The following is an 18419-nucleotide window of genomic DNA, read 5'->3' on the forward strand; positions in this document are numbered from 1 at the left end:
GATTTATTTAGTGCATTTTGGTAATGAACATCCGTAGGCTCTTAGAGCCAAAGCATCAAATGAAGGGGCATTTGTTTTGTCGAGTAAAGAATCTATTGCCATTTGAGCATAATTACTGTCGGCATTGGTACAATATCTGGTTTTATTGTAATTGCCTCGATAATATAAGTTATGAGAAGCGTCTATAAGAACTGCCTGAGGCGTTGAGAATACTCCACATTTTTTGGCAATTCCATCATCAAAATAGACAGGAATTTTAGCATCAAATTTTTTCTGGATTTCTTCAATCGTAAAATTTTTCTGTTTGTTTAAAACAACAATTTTAAAATTGATTTTATCTCCGTACTTTTTAATCAGGCCGCTTACATGAGGTACATTAAATCGGGAACAAGGACAATCCGGATTAAAGAAATGTACAAAGACTGGTTTATTATCTGCAGCACAGCACGGCCCTAAATCGATTCTAGAACCCATGGCAATGTCATGATAATTTTTAGGAATTGGTGTTGGCAGGCTGTATTTAAATTCGTTCTGCCAGAACAAAACAGAAATTGCGGCAACTAGTAATGAAAACCATAAACCCAGGAGTAATTTTTTCGCCATAAATAAGTAGTTTTTGGGGTGTGATGCAAAACATATTTAAACAATTGTTAATTAATCTATTTTTTAAACCCGTAATTTTAACTTAAAAACAAATAAAAAACCTACATATTTTTACGCTTAACCACCAAAAACATTATTATTCTCACAAAAAAACTTTCATTTTGTTTAAGCTTATCAATGTTACGAATAAAATCGATAAACTGCAAAAAAAATCAGACAAAATGCAAATAATAAATTTAAAGTCAGAATTCATAGGAATTAGAGCTAACTTTCGCGCAAAAAAACGTGCGTAAAAACACACGAAAGTGACTCAAAACGGTCTCTACATTCTAATTTTTAATTAAAAATTAAAAAAAATCACTTCCTAATTAAACCTTTATTAAAAACCTGTATCTAACGATACAGACTTTAACATTTTTATAAATACCAATAATCTTTACAAATGATCCAAAATCAATCTTTTCACTTCAAAAAATCCATTATCAAAAATAAATAAAACATTGATTTACAACAGATTAAACACAATGTAAAGATTTGTACATACAAATGTTAAATAAACGCTAACGTCTTTAGTATTCAATACAAAAAGTTAATTTTGTAGACTTACTAAAAACACAATACCCAAAATACATTACCTAATTTTATGAAAGTAAAAAACCTAATTTACGCTCTTCTAATTATCGCAGTTGGAGGATTTATTGCCTACAGAGTCGTCTCTAACAAAAGTAAAAACGATGATTCTAAAAAATCCGGAGATAAGGACGCGCCAACAACTGTAACTGGAATTGTTGTAAAAACATCCACTTTTGATAATAATTTATCTTTATCAGGCTCTATTGAAGCAAACGAACAAATAGAAATTCACAGTGAAGTTTCTGGAATTGTTGAGGGGATTTATTTTAATGAAGGTACAAACGTAACTAAAGGTCAGGTTCTTTTTAAAGTTAACGATATCGAATTAAGAGCACAGCTTAGACAAGCTCAGACTAAAGAAAATTTAGCAGGCGAAAACGAAAGAAGAGCCAAATTACTGCTTCAGAAAGAAGCCATAAGTCAGGAAGAATTTGATGTTGCTAATGCAGATTACGCTTCCGCGAAAGCCCAAAGCCAATTGATAACTGCTCAGATTGCAAAAACTTCTGTAAGAGCGCCATTTTCAGGAAAAGTTGGTTTACGCTCTATTTCGCCAGGAACTTATATTACACCAACTGTTGTTGTGGCAAAATTGGTTAATACAGGAAAACTAAAAATTACTTTTTCAATTCCAGAAAAATACGCATCTCAGGTAAAATCCGGAACTTTTATACAATTTAATGTTTCAGGATCTACAAAAGTTTACACTGCAAAAATATACGCTATTGAGCCAGAAGTTGCTGTAGCGACTCGTACTTTACAAATTCGCGCCATTGCAGACAATGCCGACGGAAAACTTTTCCCGGGAACTTTTGCCGATGTACAACTTCCTTTAAATATTATTCAGGATGCTATTGTAGTTCCTTCACAAGCAATTGTGCCAGTTCAGAGCGGTAAAAAAGTTTTTATCGCCAATATGGGCAAAGCCAAAGAAGTTATGGTTGATGCTACTACAAGAACAGACGCTTCTATCTTGATTTTATCTGGATTAAAAGCCGGAGACACCTTAATAACAAGCGGTGTAATGTCATTAAAAAATGAGGCTCCAATAAAAGTTAAAGTTAAATAATTGTAGATTTTAGATTTTAGAGTTCAGATTTCAGGTAGAAGTATCCGAAATCTAAAATCTAAAATCATAAATCTAAAATCAAAAATATATGAGTTTATCTACTACAAGTATAAGAAGACCTGTTTTAACCATTGTACTGAATCTTTTGATTATTTTATTCGGTTTTATTGGTTATACGTTTTTGGGTGTTCGAGAATTCCCTTCTATTGACCCGGCGCAGGTTTCTATTAGAACCAATTACACTGGAGCCAATTCAGATATTATAGAATCACAAATTACAGAACCGTTAGAAAAAGCCGTAAATGCTATCGACGGAATTAGAAATATTACTTCGTCTAGTAACCAGGGAAGCAGCAGTATTACAATCGAGTTTAATCTGGATAAAAATCTGGAAGAAGCTGCAAATGATGTTCGTGATAAAGTTTCGCAGGCCGTTAGAAGTTTACCGCAAGACATTGATGCGCCGCCGGTAGTTTCTAAAGCCGATGCCGATAGTGAATCTATTATTTCGATGACGGTTCAGAGTGACACCAGAAGCTCTTTAGAATTAAGTGATTATGCAGAAAATGTTATTTCGCAGCGTTTAGAGACAATTCCGGGCGTGAGCGGTGTTCAGATTTGGGGACAAAAACGTTACGCAATGCGTTTGTGGATTGATCCAATAAAATTAAATGCTTACAATTGTACGGTTTCTGATGTTAGAGATGCTTTAAACGCACAAAACGTAGAACTTCCGTCTGGAAAATTGACAGGAAACAATACCGAATTAACGGTAAAAACAATCGGAAATCTTTCTAAACCAGAAGAATTTAACAATATTATCATTCGTACAGACGGAGATAAAATTGTTCGTTTAAGTGATGTTGGAGGTGCAGAATTAGGACCTGAAAATATCGAAACTTCTTTGACTTCATCAGGACTTCCTATGATCGGTTTGGCAATTGTACCGATGCCGGGAGCGAATTATTTAGATATTTCTGCTGAATTTTACAAAAAATACGACGCCTTAAAAAAGGATTTACCTAAAGATATCAAACTTAATATTGCTCTTGATAATACCCAATTCGTAAAAAAATCGGTATTAGAAGTTGCCGAAACTTTAGGGATTTCGATTATTCTTGTAATCATTATTATCTATTTATTTTTTAGAGACTGGGCAATTGCGTTTAGACCTTTAATTGATATACCGGTATCTTTAATTGCTACGTTTTTTATCATGTGGCTTTTCGGGTTCTCGATAAATGTATTAACCCTTTTGGCGATCGTTCTGGCAACTGGCTTGGTTGTGGATGACGGAATTGTGGTTACCGAAAATATCTTCAAAAAAGTTGAAGAAGGAATGTCGCCAATCGAAGCTGCGATTAAAGGCTCTAATGAAATTTTCTACGCTGTAATCTCGATTTCTGTGACTTTGGCTGCGGTATTCTTACCTGTAATTTTCTTAGAAGGATTCGTAGGCCGACTCTTTAGGGAATTTGGGGTCGTTATTGGTGCAGCGGTATTAATTTCTGCCTTTGTATCCTTGACTTTAACACCAATGTTGAACGCTTATTTAATGAAAGGCGGCGAACAGAAAAAATCGAAATTCTACGTTAAAACAGAACCATTTTTTGAAAAATTAAACAGCGGTTATGCAGAGGCATTATCTGGTTTTATGGCTAAAAAATGGATAAGTTTCCCGATTTTGATTGCGTGTTTTGGATTGATTTATTTGTTTTTTACCATACTTCCAAAAGAAACAGCTCCTTATGATGATCGTAGTTCTGTAACCATGCGTATGACTACGCCAGAAGGTTCGTCTTACGACTATACGAACCGTTTTATGCAGGAAATATCACAATTGGTTGATGATTCTATTCCGGAGAAAAAAGTAAGTTTAGTAATTACTGCCGGAGGTTCTGGAGGTTCTGCAACAAATTCTGGTTTTATCAGACTTTCATTAAAAGAACCAGATGAAAGAAAGAGATCTCAAAAAGATATTGCCGACAAATTATCAAAATGGACTAAAAAATATCCAGACGCAAAAACTGCTGTAATTCAGCAGCCTACAATTTCTGTAAACCGACGTGGAGGATTGCCGATTCAATATATTATTCAGGCTCCGAATTTTGAGAAATTAAGAGAAAAAATTCCTCAATTTATGGATGAAGTTGGTAAAAGTGATGTTTTCTCTACAACCGATGTGAATCTGAAATTTAATAAACCCGAAATCAACGTAAGTATTGACCGTGCAAAAGCCGAAAGTTTAGGGATTTCTATTATTGATATTGCGCAGACTTTACAGCTTTCTTTAAGCGGACAGCGTTTTGGTTATTTCATTAAAAATGGAAAACAATATCAGGTTATTGGGCAATTTGATCAAAAAGACCGTTCGAAACCATTGGATTTAACTTCGATGTTTGTAAAAAACAAAAAAGGCGAATTGATTCAGATGGATAACGTTGTAAATATCGAAGAACAAAGTAATCCGCCGCAATTGTACCACAATAACCGTTATATGTCTGCGACAGTTTCTGCAGGTTTAGCACCGGGAAAAAGTATCAGTGACGGTATCGAAGCTATGGATCAGATAAAAGCCAAAGTTTTAGATGAAAGTTTTACAACCGATTTAAGTGGAGAATCACGAGATTTTGTGGAAAGTAGCTCGAATACTTCTTTCGCATTTGGATTGGCTTTATTATTAATATTCTTGATTCTTGCAGCTCAGTTTGAAAGTTTTATTGATCCGTTAATTATCATTTTAACTGTTCCAATGGCAGTTGCCGGAGCATTATTTTCATTATGGTTATTCAACCAAACCTGGAATATTTTCAGCCAGATTGGAACCGTAATGCTTATTGGTTTGGTAACTAAAAATGGTATTTTGATCGTAGAATTTGCGAATCAGTTACGAGAACAGGGTAAACCGAAATTAGAAGCAATTTTAGAAGCTTCAGAGGCACGTTTACGTCCAATCTTAATGACGAGTTTGGCTATTGCTTTAGGAGCTTTACCAATTGCAATGTCGCTTGGTGCAGCATCTACCAGTAGAATTGGTATGGGAGTTGTAATTGTTGGGGGAACTATTTTCTCTTTAGCATTAACTCTTTTTGTAATTCCGGCAATTTATTTAATGTGGTCTAAAGCCAGAAAACATTATCCGGAATTTGACCATATCGAAGAATACGAAAAAGAAAGTAAATAATTTATTAGCCTGAAATTCAGTAATTTTAATTCGATTAATTATTGAATTTCAGGCAAAAGAAAACAAATATGAATACTAAAATTTTATTCCAAAGTTTAATATTATTCTTCCTTTGCCTTGTAAGTGTACAAGCACAGGAAGTTTTAACTATTGAAGATGCTATGAAAATAGCCTTGGAAAATAACTTTGACATTAAGATTGCCAAAAACAATTCTACAATAAGCGAAACCAACGTAACTATCGGAAACGCTGGTATGCTACCAACTGCAACAGCATCGGTTACAGATAACAACAGCATTCAAAACTCATCGCAGACACGTCAGGACGGAACTTCTACTACATTAAACAATGCCAAAAACAACAATTTAAATTATGGCGTAAGTTTGGGCTGGACTGTTTTTGACGGAATGAGAATGTTTGCGCGTTTAGATCAATTAAAAGAACTTCAAAAATTAGGCGACGCGCAGCTTAAAAGTACCATTTTGGCTAAAATCGGGCAGGTAAATTCTGCTTATTATGATTTGGTGCAGCAACAACAGCAATTATCTGCATTAGATACTACAATTGTAATTTCTAATCAGAGATTAACATTAGCCAAAAACCGTTTCAGCATTGGTAAAGCTTCAAAATTAGAGGTTTTAAATGCTCAGGTTGATTTAAATTCAGATCAGGTAGCTTTATTGAGACAAAAAGAATCGTATGCCAATGCTAAAATTTTATTGAATCAATATTTGGCGCGTGATCCACAAATCAATTTTAAAGTAAGTGATTTGGTAGCTGTTGATAATAAATTAGTTTTGGCAGATTTACTTTCTCTGGCCCAAAAACAAAATCCGGTTTTAGAATCGCAAGTGATAAACAAACGGATCGCCGAATTACAGCTAAAACAAGTTAAAGCAGATCGTTATCCGACTTTAAGATTAACTTCCGGATATAATTTTGCCGAAAGCGAATCGAGTTTAGGTTTTACAAGCTCCACTTCTGCAAGAGGTTTTAATTACGGTTTCAATGCTACTTTGAATATTTTTGATGGTTTTAATCAACATAGAAATGAAAAGGTTGCAAAACTTCAAATCGAGAACACACAAATCGCAATTGACCAGCAAAATCTAATTCTGAACACACAATTGAACACCGCTTTTCAGACGTATTTAACCAATTTAGAATTAATTGATTTAGAAGAAGATAACGAAGCAATTGCCAAACAAAACTTAGAAATCACTTTAGATAAATTCAGAATCGGTACTATAACAACAATCGATTTTAGAACCGCTCAGCTTAATTATGTAAACGCAAAAGTGCGTTACAGCAATGCACAATACGAGGCAAAATTATCTGAAATTGCTTTAAAAGAATTAGCAGGAAATATTAATTTTTAATTTAAATTTGTTTCAAAAAACAAATTTAAATGATATCATACGATACCAAAGAGTGGTTCACTTTTATATTTCGCTTTCATAGATCAGACACGATTAGGCAATTATTTCCAATAATGGTTGCTATTGGCGTTTACGCCGCAACAATCGGTTATTTTGAAGTCATTTATTTAGGAGTTGATGAAAACCATTACATTAAAAATATTCCGATTATGCACGGAATATTGGGTTTTGTGATTTCATTATTATTAGTTTTCAGGACCAATACTGCTTATGACCGCTGGTGGGAAGCCAGAAAATTATGGGGCGCTTTAGTCAACAACAGCCGTAATTTTTCGATTAAACTTTCGGCAATCTTAAAAGATGAAAACGACCGAAAGTTTTTCAGGAAATTTATTCCCGCCTACGCTTCTATTTTATACAAACATTTGAATAATTCTGAAACTGCAAAACAACTTTTTGATGATGTAGATTTAGAATTAGATCATCATAAACACAAGCCAAATCAGGTAAAGCGTATGATGTACCATAAAATTAATGATTTGTATGAAGCCAAAAAAATAACTGGCGATCAGCTTATTATTTTAAATAATGAACTGGTTGCTTTTACTGATATTTGCGGTGCCTGCGAAAGAATTAAAAACACACCTATTCCCTACTCCTACAGCGCTTTTATCAAAAAATTCATATTTTTTTACACGATGACACTCCCTTTTGGTTATGCCGTAAGTCTGGGTTATTATGCAGCTCCGGTCGTAGTTTTTATCTTTTATGTTTTGGCAAGTTTAGAGTTAATTGCCGAAGAAATTGAAGATCCTTTTGGTGATGATGAAAATGATCTGCCAATCAAAAAAATCTCAGAAAACATTAAAAAGCACGTTGAAGAACTTATTTAATCTCTAAACCTTTTTTGTCGCTGTTTTTTATAAATTCTGCTTTAGAATTAATCCTAAAACAGTAATAAATATCCTTTAAAGAATATTCAATTACCAAGGAAGTAAAACAGTTATAAAAAACCAAATAATTCTTTCTTACTCCAACGCGCAATCCTTATATTTGTATCCTTATTCAAGAATTAAAAGTTAACATGAAAATATCTTACAACTGGTTAAAACAATTTATTAAAACAGATTGGACATCTGAGCAGACTTCTGAATTACTAACAGATTTAGGTCTTGAGGTAGAGGTTGTCGAAAAATACCAATCTATTAAAGGCGGTTTAGAAGGTGTAGTTGTAGGACACGTACTAACTTGCGAAAAACATCCAGATGCAGACCGATTAAATATTACAACTGTAAATATAGGTTTGGAAGCTCCTGTACAGATTGTTTGCGGTGCATCTAATGTTGCTGCCGGACAAAAAGTACCTGTTGCGACTATCGGAACTGTTTTATATGACAAAGAGGGTGTTGAATTTACTATTAAAAAAGGAAAAATCCGCGGACAGGAAAGCCACGGAATGATATGTGCTGAAGATGAATTAGGCTTAGGAACAGGTCATGACGGAATTATGGTTTTGGCAGACGATTTAGTTCCTGGAACTGCTGCTTCAGAAGTATTTCAAATTGCAAATGACGAGGTTTTTGAAATTGGACTGACTCCAAACCGTGCCGATGCCATGAGTCATTTTGGAACTGCTCGTGATTTAAGAGCCGGAATGCTGCAACGCGGTGTAAACGTAGAATTGATTACGCCATCTGTAAGCAATTTTAGAGTGGATATGCGTACGCTTAAAATTGACGTAAATGTTGAAGAACCACATTTAGCGCCAAGATACTGTGGTGTTACCATTTCTGGAATTTCTGTACAAGAATCTCCAAGCTGGTTACAAGATCGTTTAAAAGCTATTGGATTAACTCCAAAAAACAATATTGTTGATGTTACTAATTATGTTTTGCATGAATTAGGACAACCTTTACACGCTTTTGATTCGACAAAAATCAACGGTAAAATCATTGTAAAAACACTTCCGGAAGGAACAAAATTCACCACTTTAGATGATGTTGAAAGAACATTACACGCTGAAGATTTGATGATTTGCGACGAAAAAGGACCGCTTTGTATTGCAGGTGTTTTTGGTGGAAAAAAATCTGGTGTTACAGACGGAACTACTTCTATTTTCTTAGAAAGTGCTTATTTTGATGCTGTCAGCGTACGTAAAACAGCAAAAAGACATAATTTAAATACAGATGCTTCTTTTAGATTTGAAAGAGGAATTGACCCAACCATTACAGAATATGCTTTAAAACGTGCTGCGCTTTTAATTCAGGAAGTTGCCGGCGGTAAAATCACGTCTGATGTTGTGGAAGTTTATCCTAAAAAAGTGGAAGATTTCTCTGTTTTATTGAATTTCAGCCACGTTTCTAAAATTATCGGACAGGAAATTCCAAAAGATACCATCAAAAAAATATTAGTTTCTCTGGATATCAAAGTAAACAGCGTTTCTGATTCTGGTTTAGGACTAACAATTCCAGCTTATCGTGTTGATGTACAACGCGAAATTGATGTTATTGAAGAAATCTTAAGAGTTTACGGTTATAATAATATCGAATTCTCTAAGAAATTTAATGCTACAGTTGCAAACTCACCAAGAACAGAAGATTACAAAGTACAGAATATCATCGCTTCGCAGTTAAACTCACAAGGTTTTCACGAAATGATGGCCAATTCTTTGACAACTGCTGCTTACGCGAAGTTATCTACTGTACTTAAAGAAGAGCATAATGTAACGATGCTTAATCCTTTGAGCAGTGATTTAGCAACAATGCGCCAGTCATTATTATTTTCCGCTTTGGAGGCTGTTTCTTATAATATCAACAGAAGAAATTCTGATTTAAAATTATTTGAATTCGGAAAAACATACCACAAATATCTAAACGGCTACGAAGAGCATAAACATTTAACCTTATCAATTTCTGGAGATAGAAATAAAGAAAGCTGGACAAACCCGCAAAAAACTACTGATTTCTTCTTATTGAAAGGATATGTAAAATCAATTTTGTCTCGTTTAGGAATTGATAAAGTATCCAATGCCCCTGTACAATCTGATGTTTTTTCTGAAGGAACCTCAATTTGCTACAACAATGATACTTTGGTTGAAATGGGTGTTATTAAAAAACCGATTTTAAAACATTTCGGAATCAAACAAGATGTTTATTATGCTGATTTTAACTGGGATTTGATTTTAAAAATCATTACCGGAAAAATTAAATATTCTGAAATTCCGAAATACCCGGAAGTTCGTAGAGATTTAGCGTTGCTGATTGATCAAAAAACAACTTACGAGAGTATTTACAACTTAGCAAAACAAACGGAGAAAGCACTCCTTAAAGACATCAATCTATTTGATGTTTATGAAGGAAAAAATCTTCCGGAAGGCAAGAAATCATACGCGTTGAGTTTTACGATTCAGGATAACACAAAAACGCTTACAGATAATCAGATTGACAAAATCATGTCTAAACTGCAGCAAACTTTTGAAACAGAGCTTGGAGCAACTTTAAGATAATCTGTTTTAAATTACCAATAAAAAAATCCCGATTCTTAATTGAATCGGGATTTTTTATTTTGAACTCTTCGTTATTTAAATTCTATAAGTTTTTCATTTGCAAGATCATATTCGTATAAATTTCTATTTTCACTATCCAAATACAACCATTGAATTATGCTGGTACGGTTTTCAAACTCATTTGAAATTCCCAAAACCGTATAAGAATGTCCGCCTAAATTTCTATCTTCTATGGAATAAATAAGTGAAGCATTTGGATCTTGGATAGTAGATTTTACAAGGTCTTTTTTAGAATTTGCCAAATAATATTCAACCTGCGTATAAAGATAATCTTTATAATCTGTAGAATAATGATCTTCTTCTCCCCAATAAAATTTGATCGGTTTTTTATATTTTTTTCTAAATAAACTAACCGGTCCGTCTTTTACTTTTTTAGCACTAACAAGCCATTCTGTAAAATCAAGTTTTTCTCCCTCTCCAGCAATAAAAACACTGTCAATTTTCCATTTTACATCAATTATATCACCTCTTTTATACAAAGAATCGATTGTCTCATTGGTTGTTAAAGCAATTGTTTTATTGTCTTTTTTGATTGCAACATACGCATAATCGCCTTCATTATTAAATTCAACAAATTCTGCAGTATCAGTATAGACTTGTTCTAGTTTCAACTTTTCATTCGGTCTGATGTCACTTTTATAATCCTTTGCTGATTCTACAACTTGATTGGTTGCTTTTTTTTGAGAAACAGTATCTGCATTTGTGTTTTCGTCTTTACTTTTTTCATTACAAGAAGATAATAATACTAGAAAAGCTAGAGAATAGAGTACTTTCATTTATTTCAACTTAATAGGTTAGAACAGCAAATATAGGATTATCCTTTATTTTTTCTCTACCGTTTAAGAAAGTTAGTTCCATTAAAAAATTGCACTGTACAATTTCGCCGCCAAGTTTTTCTACCAACTCACAAACGGCTTTTGCAGTTCCGCCTGTAGCCAAAACATCATCGTGAACTAAAACACGATCTCCCGGCTTAATCGCATCAGTATGCATCTCTAAACTGTCTGAACCATATTCGAGTTCATACGAAGCCGAAATAGTCTCGTACGGAAGCTTTTTTGGCTTACGCACAGGAACAAAACCAGCATTTAGTTCCTGTGCAAGTAAAATTCCGAAGAAAAAACCACGACTCTCCGCTCCTACCACTTTATCAATTTGCTTTCCTTTTAAAGAATCAACTAAAATTTTCAGGCATTCTTTTCTTGCAATTGGATCATTTAACAACGGAGTGATATCTTTAAACAAAATTCCTTCTTTAGGAAAACCCTGAATATCACGCACATAATTTTCAATCTTCATTTTTTTTTATTTTTATGTTATTTTTTGTTTGCGTATCTAACATTTATGCCTATATTTGCACCCGCTAACAGCAACCAACAAAGCTACGAAAAATTAGTGAAGTTGAAAAAAATAAGGCCTCGTGGCGCAACTGAATAGCGCATCTGATTACGGCTCAGAAGGTTACTGGTTTGAATCCAGTCGAGGTCACAGAACAAATCCCTAAACACTTGACAATCAAGGTTTAGGGATTTTTTATTTTTCTATCTAGTCCATATTTAGTCCACTATTCAAAATTGGATCAATGCAAAGAGTTGTATGGAGCATTAAAAATTAAATAAAGTTCATTTCTCCATTAATTTTAAATCTTTTTAATCAAATATCATTTCACCCTTCATAATTTTAAAATAGCAACTACATCTTTATACTTTTTATTTTCAGGTAAAATAGACGATTATTTTTGTAGATTAGCAATTATGAAATCGAAATTATCGGAAATACAGAAAGAATTTAAAAGTAACCCTGTATTATTTATTAGAGAAAACCTAAGTCTGATCATTATAGTACCTACATTATTGGGAGGTTTGTGGCAAGTCGTAGAATTATCTAGATTATCATTTTCGTTCTTACGCTTTTTTTCGATTTCACAAATTGTACCAGATGGACTTTTAATTATTATTGTAACAATAATCATATTGTTAGTTTTCCTCTTTTACATAAAAATTTTAAAAGTTGAGGACGCTGAAAAAATTAATGAGAATGATAAATTCTTAAAAGAACATTTTGAAAGAAAACGTCCTTTTTCAATTTACATTATAGTGTTTCTCATTTTGATCTACTGCACTATAATAATTTTCAACTTAATTGCAATTTATAAATTTAAAATCAATAGTATATTTGATCTTATAATGACTATTTTGTTTACCATTATGGTTTCTACAATTGCATTTTCAATTATAGAACTTGCCTCGATAAGAGCTCGTAGTGAATATAAAGAAAATATATCTATACTAAAGGGACTTATTACTATTCCCTTATTATTTACATGTTATTCATTATTAATTGGCTTTCATGATATGTATATTTTTCCTAAAGAACTTACTAATATGGAAAACATTAAATGCTACGTAGAAAATTCTAAAAATGTGAATGTTAAAATTAAAATAAAATATCTCAATGATAAATATATTTTTCTGGATGTTACTCAATATGACTTCAAAGAAAACAAGACTGATACATTATTTTTCCCTAGTAAATACCAAATAATCTCATTTGAAACTATTCTTGATGAAAGTTCATGCTTAACTTTAAGGAAAGAGAAACTAAGAATTCAAGATAGTATAAAATTTAGAATACAACAAAATGAATTAAGAGCAAAAAAGAATTTAATATTACTAGATTCAATTAATTCAGCTAAGTGATTATAAATAAAAATTCTTAATTATAAATATATCTAAAATGTTATCCCTTACAAAATGCAAGAAAATCTTAAATAAGAATGGAATTATCTATACTGATGAAGAAATTATCATGATAAGAAATGTACTTTATAAATTTGCTGAAGTATATTACAAACATCAGATAAAAAAAGAAAGTTACACTAACACTTCGAAATTGCAACAATAACATTATTGTGACAGTACATCAAGGATTTTGATAACGTATTTAGACTTCGTTTGAATGATAATGATTACAAAGGCTGAATCAAATTGATCTTTACTTTAGTATTTTATTAAAAGTAAAGATCAATACTAATTATATTAATATTTATAAATTCTACTTAAACAAAAATGATCTAACTATAATTAATCTACGTAGCTTTTTATATTAAATTAAATTTATCAAACTCTTCTATTGTTTTATAACCGAGATATGAATGTCTTCTCTTTTTATTATACCAATTTTCAATGTATTCGTGAACTTCGATTCTCATCTGTTTTCTAGATAACAGTTTATTCCCAACAAGTAACTCAGCTTTAAAATGCGTAAAAAAGCTTTCACAAACAGCATTGTCAGCGTGGTTTTCTCTACGGCTCATACTTCGTTTAACAAATTCATTGGAGTCTAATGAATTAGTGAACAGTTTATTCGCGTATTGAACACCTCTATCGGAATGGAATATTAACTCTTTAGTGATTTTTCTACTATTAACTGCCATTTCCCAAGAAGGCAAAGTTGTTGCTTTAGTACTCATGTTGGAACTTAAATTCCATCCTACTATTTTCCGATCAAATAAATCCATAACAATTGTAAGATATAAAAAGCCTTTAACTGTTTGTATATATGTTATATCTGAAGCCCAAACTTTAGCAGGATCATTAACTTTAAATTCCCTGTTTAAAAGATTTGGAACTACATAATGATTATGAAAGGAATCAGTAGTGACTTTAAATTTCCTTTTAATTTTTCGACGTAGGCCTAACATTCTCATGTATTTTTTTACTGACGAATTTTTTATTTTAAATCCTCTGTTTTGAAGCTCTCTCGTAATTTTGAAACATCCATATCTTCTCTTAAATTCATAATATATGGAGGTAATTTCTTGTTTCAATAAAATTACTCGAGATTCTGTATCTGTAAGTTCCTGTTTTTTTGTTCTATAATATGTTGTTTCTGACACTTCTAATACAGTTAACATTTTAGCAATTGTAAATTCAGATTTGTTGTTTTCAATGAAATTTTTAGACGGTATTTTTCCTTGCGAAACGTATTTAGTTCCTCTTTTTAAAATTTGAAGAGAAATTTTAGAATCTTTAATTTTTCTTTCAAGCTCTCTAATGACGGCTTGTTCTGGAGTTAAATTTGGATGACCAGCTCCTGAAAAGCTTCCTGCGCCAAATTTTTCAAAGTCTTTTCGCCATTTATACAAATTATCTGGACTTATTCCCAACTCTCTTGCAAGACACGCTAGTTGTCCTTTGCCTCGCTCGTAACTTAATTTAACTGCATTCACTTTGAAAGCACGTTCGTATGTTTTCATAGGTTAAACTTTATGGTCAAAGGTTTTCAAAATATTCAGAAACTTTTTCTTGCATTTGTTTTCTGGTAAGAAGCATATTTAAATTAACCAGTTCAGATTTAAAGGATTTAAAAAAACTTTCTGATACAGCATTGTCAGAATGATTGCCTGTTCGACTCATACTTCTTTTAATAAACTTATAAGAGTCTAATTTATGACTGAAGATTTTGTTAGCATATTGAATGCCTCTATCGGAATGAAATATTAACCCCTTCTCTGGTTTTCTATTTTTGACAGCCATTTCCCATGCTGGCATTGTTGTTTCATTTATAGTTAATCCATTACTAAGGTTCCATCCAATAACTTTTTTGTCATATAAATCCATAATAATTGTTAAAAACAAAAATCCGTTGGCTGTTTGGATTCGGGCTATGTCACATATCCATGCCTTATTTGGTTCTTCGAATGTAAATTGCTGATTTAAAATATTTGGAAACTTATATGGGCTATTAAGTGAATTTGTTTTAAGTCTGTAATTTCTTCTAATCTTACTAACTAGACCTAGTTTTCTCATATGAATACATACTTGACCTGTTTTTATTTTAAACCCTCTACTCTGCAATTCTGCGGCAATTTTTGCTCCACCGTATAGCTCTTTATATTCATAAAATATGGAAGTTATCTCTTTCTGCAACAAATTTACTCTATGTTGTCTTGGCGAAATTGCCTGACTTTTCCATTTATCAAATGTAGTTTTATCTGTACCCAAAACTTTACACATTTTTGTAATTGTGTATTTGTCGGAATGGTTTTTTATAAAGTCATAGATGGTAAGGTTTGCTTCAGAAGTGTATTTACTTGCATTTTTAAATATTTCAAGCTTAAGTTCTGATTCTTTAAGCTCATTTTTAAGCTTCCTTTTTAGTTTGGAAAATTCTGTTTGTACTTGATTTAATCTCCAATTGCCACGTCCACAGAAACTTGTTTTTCCAAATTCAAGAAACTCTTGTCTCCACCGAGTCATAAAGGAAGGATTAATACCAAGCTTTATTGCACCTTTTGTAAGACCTATTTCGTATCCCAACTGGACTGCTTTTTCTTTAAAATTACGGTCGTAAATTCTTCTGTCTCTTTTCATTTCTTACAGTTCAGATTTTCTTTTAGTGAATTTAAAAAATATTAATTACTTAAATAAAAAATGCACTGGAATAAAGGATATGTTCTTATTTCCATATTAGTTAATCAAAAAAATATTTTTTTCAATATCTTAGCAAAAATTCTATTTACGTAATATAAATCTTATGGGCAAAAAAGATCTTTCAGAAAGGGATATTTGTACAAAATTTATAACACCTGCTTTAGTAAAAGCGGGTTGGGATTTGCAAAAACAAATTTTGGAAGAAGTCTTTTTTACAGATGGTAAAATATACGTAAGAGGAAAACTTACTGCAAGAGGTGAACGGAAAAGAGCTGACTATATTCTTTATTATCAAGATAATCCAATTGCAATAATTGAAGCAAAAGACAACAAACATTCTATTGGTTCGGGAATTCAGCAAGCTCTAGGTTATGCAATTATTTTAGATATTCCTTGTGTCTTTAGCAGTAATGGTGATGGTTTTTTATTTCACGATAAAACTGCAAATGACTTCAAAATCGAATCTGAATTATCTCTTGACGAGTTTCCATCACCTGAAGTGTTATGGAATAAATATAAAAAGTATAAAGGAATTGTAAATGTTGAAGGTGAAAAAATAGCTTTACAAAAATATTTTTCTGATGGTTCCGGTAGAAAACCTCGCTATTATCAACAAAATGCTATTAATAGAACTGTTGAAGCAATTGCGAATGGTCAAAATAGAATTTTACTGGTTATGGCAACTGGTACAGGAAAAACATATACTGCTTTTCAAATCATTTATCGTTTATGGAAATCAAGAAGTAAAAAGAGAATTTTATTTTTAGCCGACCGAACTGCATTAATAGATCAAACAAGAAAAGGTGATTTTAAGCATTTTAAAGATAAAATGACCATTATTAAAAAGAAAGTTTTAGAATTTAATAATGGAAAAGAAGAATTAATTAGTAATAAAAAAAGAGGCATTGATACTTCGGATAAAGCCTATGAAATATTTTTGGGACTTTACCAAGGTTTAACCAACAATGAACCAGGAATTGAAGATGCGTACAAAGATTTTTCTCCAGATTTTTTTGACTTAATAATAATTGATGAGTGTCATCGTGGAAGCGCAAATGAAGATAGTTCTTGGCGTGAAATTTTACGTTATTTTAAAACAGCTACTCATGTTGGTCTAACAGCTACACCCAGAGAAACTAAAGAAACCAGCAATACCGAATATTTTGGTGATCCAGTTTATACTTATTCTTTAAAACAAGGGATTGATGATGGCTTTTTAGCTCCATACAAAGTAATTCGTGTTGCACTAAATGTTGATACCGAAGGTTATCGACCGCAACGAGGAAAAACGGATAAAGAAGGAAATCTTATTGAAGACAGAATTTACAATCGAAGAGATTTTGATAAAAAACTTGTCATAGATGAACGTACCGATATCGTTGCGCAAAAAGTAACTGAATATCTAAAAGGTCTAGATCGTTTTGCTAAAACTATTATTTTTTGTGTAGATATTGACCATGCTGAACGAATGCGTAATGCAATTGCTAAACACAATGCTGATTTAGTTTCTGAAAATTATAAATATGTAATGCAAATCACAGGAGATAATGACGAAGGAAAGCGTGAACTAGATAATTTCATAAACCCTGAAGAAGTTTATCCTGTTGTAGCTACCACTTCTGAATTGATGACAACTGGTGTGGATGCACAAACCTGCAAAGTAATTGTTTTAGATACTAATATTAATTCGATGACCAAGTTCAAGCAAATTGTTGGTCGTGGCACAAGAATTAATGAAGAGTTTGATAAACTTTATTTTACCATTTTAGATTTCAGGAATGCAACCGATAACTTTGCTGATCCAACTTTTGATGGTGATCCATTGAGAGTTAAGCCAATTACTGAAGAAGCTGATTTAACTCATATTATTGATGAAGAAGAAAATGATTACTCTCCAATAATTGATGATATAAGTGGTGAAGAAATCGTGTTGGAACCGAAAATTAGAAACCCATTAAATGAACCGGAAACAGAATACAAAAAAAGAGAAAAGCAATACATAAATGGTATTGACGTATCTGTTTTAATAAGTCGTGAATTGTATTTTGATTCTAATGGCAAACCTATTACTGTTAGTTTACAAGATCACACAAAAGAAATTATTAAAGGAAAATATGCTTCTTTAAATGATTTTTTACTGATCTGGAATCAAGCTGATCGAAAGGAAGCCATCATAAAAGAATTACAAGAACAAGGTATTTTAGTTGAAGCTTTATATGAAGCCGTTGACAAAGATGTTGATTTATTTGATTTAATTTGTCACGTCGCATACGACCAAAAACCTTTGACAAGACAAGAGCGAGCAAATAATGTAAAGAAGCGAAATTACTTCACTAAATATGAAGCTAATACACGTAAAGTTTTAGAAACATTATTAGACAAATATGCTGACGAAGGTGTAGAAAACATTGAGAGCATTGAAGTTCTTCGTGTAAAACCTTTTGATGATTTTGGTTCAACATTAGAAATTGTAAACGGAATTTTTGGTGGTAAAAGCAGTTATATGGAAGCAGTAAAAGATTTAGAAACAGAATTATATAGAAAAGTTTAA

12 protein-coding genes and 1 tRNA gene are annotated in these 18419 nt (G+C 32.2%); 8 read left to right on the plus strand and 5 right to left on the minus strand.

Annotated features, from left to right (window positions below; all coding sequences use genetic code 11):
• Window positions 1–3: 3 nt before the first annotated feature.
• Window positions 4–603, minus strand: a complete 600-nt coding sequence (locus tag EV144_RS01145) for a TlpA family protein disulfide reductase (RefSeq protein WP_134145356.1) — start codon at window positions 601–603, stop codon at window positions 4–6.
• Between the two features lie 643 nt (window positions 604–1246).
• Here EV144_RS01145 and EV144_RS01150 point away from each other — a divergent pair.
• From EV144_RS01150 to pheT, 5 genes are all read left to right on the plus strand, one after another.
• Complete coding sequence (locus EV144_RS01150) at window positions 1247–2305, plus strand: efflux RND transporter periplasmic adaptor subunit (protein WP_134145358.1); 1059 nt, start codon at window positions 1247–1249, stop codon at window positions 2303–2305.
• Window positions 2306–2393: 88 nt separating this feature from the next.
• Complete coding sequence (locus EV144_RS01155; RefSeq protein ID WP_134145360.1) at window positions 2394–5489, plus strand: efflux RND transporter permease subunit; 3096 nt, start codon at window positions 2394–2396, stop codon at window positions 5487–5489.
• A 68-nt stretch (window positions 5490–5557) separates the two neighbouring features.
• Complete coding sequence (locus EV144_RS01160) at window positions 5558–6868, plus strand: TolC family protein (protein ID WP_134145362.1); 1311 nt, start codon at window positions 5558–5560, stop codon at window positions 6866–6868.
• 29 nt (window positions 6869–6897) lie between these two features.
• Window positions 6898–7761: a bestrophin family protein gene (locus tag EV144_RS01165; RefSeq protein WP_134145364.1), complete on the plus strand. Its 864-nt coding sequence runs from the start codon at window positions 6898–6900 to the stop codon at window positions 7759–7761.
• A 191-nt stretch (window positions 7762–7952) separates the two neighbouring features.
• Window positions 7953–10373: a phenylalanine--tRNA ligase subunit beta gene (pheT, locus tag EV144_RS01170; protein ID WP_134145366.1), complete on the plus strand. Its 2421-nt coding sequence runs from the start codon at window positions 7953–7955 to the stop codon at window positions 10371–10373.
• Between the two features lie 71 nt (window positions 10374–10444).
• Here pheT and EV144_RS01175 read toward each other — a convergent pair whose 3' ends face one another.
• Window positions 10445–11209 (minus strand): hypothetical protein, encoded by a 765-nt coding sequence (locus EV144_RS01175; RefSeq protein WP_134145368.1) that lies wholly within the window; start codon window positions 11207–11209, stop codon window positions 10445–10447.
• A gap of 10 nt (window positions 11210–11219) precedes the next feature.
• Window positions 11220–11732 carry an adenine phosphoribosyltransferase gene (locus EV144_RS01180; RefSeq protein WP_134145370.1) on the minus strand — a complete coding sequence of 171 codons (513 nt, stop codon included), beginning with the start codon at window positions 11730–11732 and terminating at the stop codon, window positions 11220–11222.
• 115 nt (window positions 11733–11847) lie between these two features.
• Here EV144_RS01180 and EV144_RS01185 point away from each other — a divergent pair.
• Window positions 11848–11921, plus strand: a tRNA-Arg gene (locus tag EV144_RS01185).
• A 266-nt stretch (window positions 11922–12187) separates the two neighbouring features.
• Entirely contained in the window at window positions 12188–13132 is a 945-nt protein-coding gene (locus EV144_RS01190) for a hypothetical protein (RefSeq protein WP_134145373.1), read from the plus strand.
• Window positions 13133–13533: 401 nt separating this feature from the next.
• Here EV144_RS01190 and EV144_RS01195 read toward each other — a convergent pair whose 3' ends face one another.
• Window positions 13534–14691 (minus strand): IS3 family transposase, encoded by a 1158-nt coding sequence (locus EV144_RS01195; protein ID WP_134145375.1) that lies wholly within the window; start codon window positions 14689–14691, stop codon window positions 13534–13536.
• Window positions 14692–14707: 16 nt separating this feature from the next.
• Complete coding sequence (locus EV144_RS01200; protein WP_134145377.1) at window positions 14708–15808, minus strand: IS3 family transposase; 1101 nt, start codon at window positions 15806–15808, stop codon at window positions 14708–14710.
• Window positions 15809–15971: 163 nt separating this feature from the next.
• Between EV144_RS01200 and hsdR the strand changes: the two genes are divergently transcribed.
• Window positions 15972–18419, plus strand: a complete 2448-nt coding sequence (hsdR, locus tag EV144_RS01205; RefSeq protein WP_134145379.1) for an EcoAI/FtnUII family type I restriction enzme subunit R — start codon at window positions 15972–15974, stop codon at window positions 18417–18419.

Source organism: Flavobacterium sp. 270, assembly GCF_004368785.1.
Taxonomy (GTDB): Bacteria; Bacteroidota; Bacteroidia; order Flavobacteriales; family Flavobacteriaceae; genus Flavobacterium.

Excerpts from the sequence above, each read along its gene's own strand:
- EV144_RS01145 (WP_134145356.1), bottom strand. The coding sequence starts at position 603 with ATGGCGAAAAAATTACTCCTGGGTTTATGGTTTTCATTACTAGTTGCC.
- EV144_RS01150 (WP_134145358.1), top strand. The coding sequence starts at position 1,247 with ATGAAAGTAAAAAACCTAATTTACGCTCTTCTAATTATCGCAGTTGGA.
- EV144_RS01155 (WP_134145360.1), top strand. The coding sequence starts at position 2,394 with ATGAGTTTATCTACTACAAGTATAAGAAGACCTGTTTTAACCATTGTA.
- EV144_RS01160 (WP_134145362.1), top strand. The coding sequence starts at position 5,558 with ATGAATACTAAAATTTTATTCCAAAGTTTAATATTATTCTTCCTTTGC.
- EV144_RS01165 (WP_134145364.1), top strand. The coding sequence starts at position 6,898 with ATGATATCATACGATACCAAAGAGTGGTTCACTTTTATATTTCGCTTT.
- pheT (WP_134145366.1), top strand. The coding sequence starts at position 7,953 with ATGAAAATATCTTACAACTGGTTAAAACAATTTATTAAAACAGATTGG.
- EV144_RS01175 (WP_134145368.1), bottom strand. The coding sequence starts at position 11,209 with ATGAAAGTACTCTATTCTCTAGCTTTTCTAGTATTATTATCTTCTTGT.
- EV144_RS01180 (WP_134145370.1), bottom strand. The coding sequence starts at position 11,732 with ATGAAGATTGAAAATTATGTGCGTGATATTCAGGGTTTTCCTAAAGAA.
- EV144_RS01190 (WP_134145373.1), top strand. The coding sequence starts at position 12,188 with ATGAAATCGAAATTATCGGAAATACAGAAAGAATTTAAAAGTAACCCT.
- EV144_RS01195 (WP_134145375.1), bottom strand. The coding sequence starts at position 14,691 with ATGAAAACATACGAACGTGCTTTCAAAGTGAATGCAGTTAAATTAAGT.
- EV144_RS01200 (WP_134145377.1), bottom strand. The coding sequence starts at position 15,808 with ATGAAAAGAGACAGAAGAATTTACGACCGTAATTTTAAAGAAAAAGCA.
- hsdR (WP_134145379.1), top strand. The coding sequence starts at position 15,972 with ATGGGCAAAAAAGATCTTTCAGAAAGGGATATTTGTACAAAATTTATA.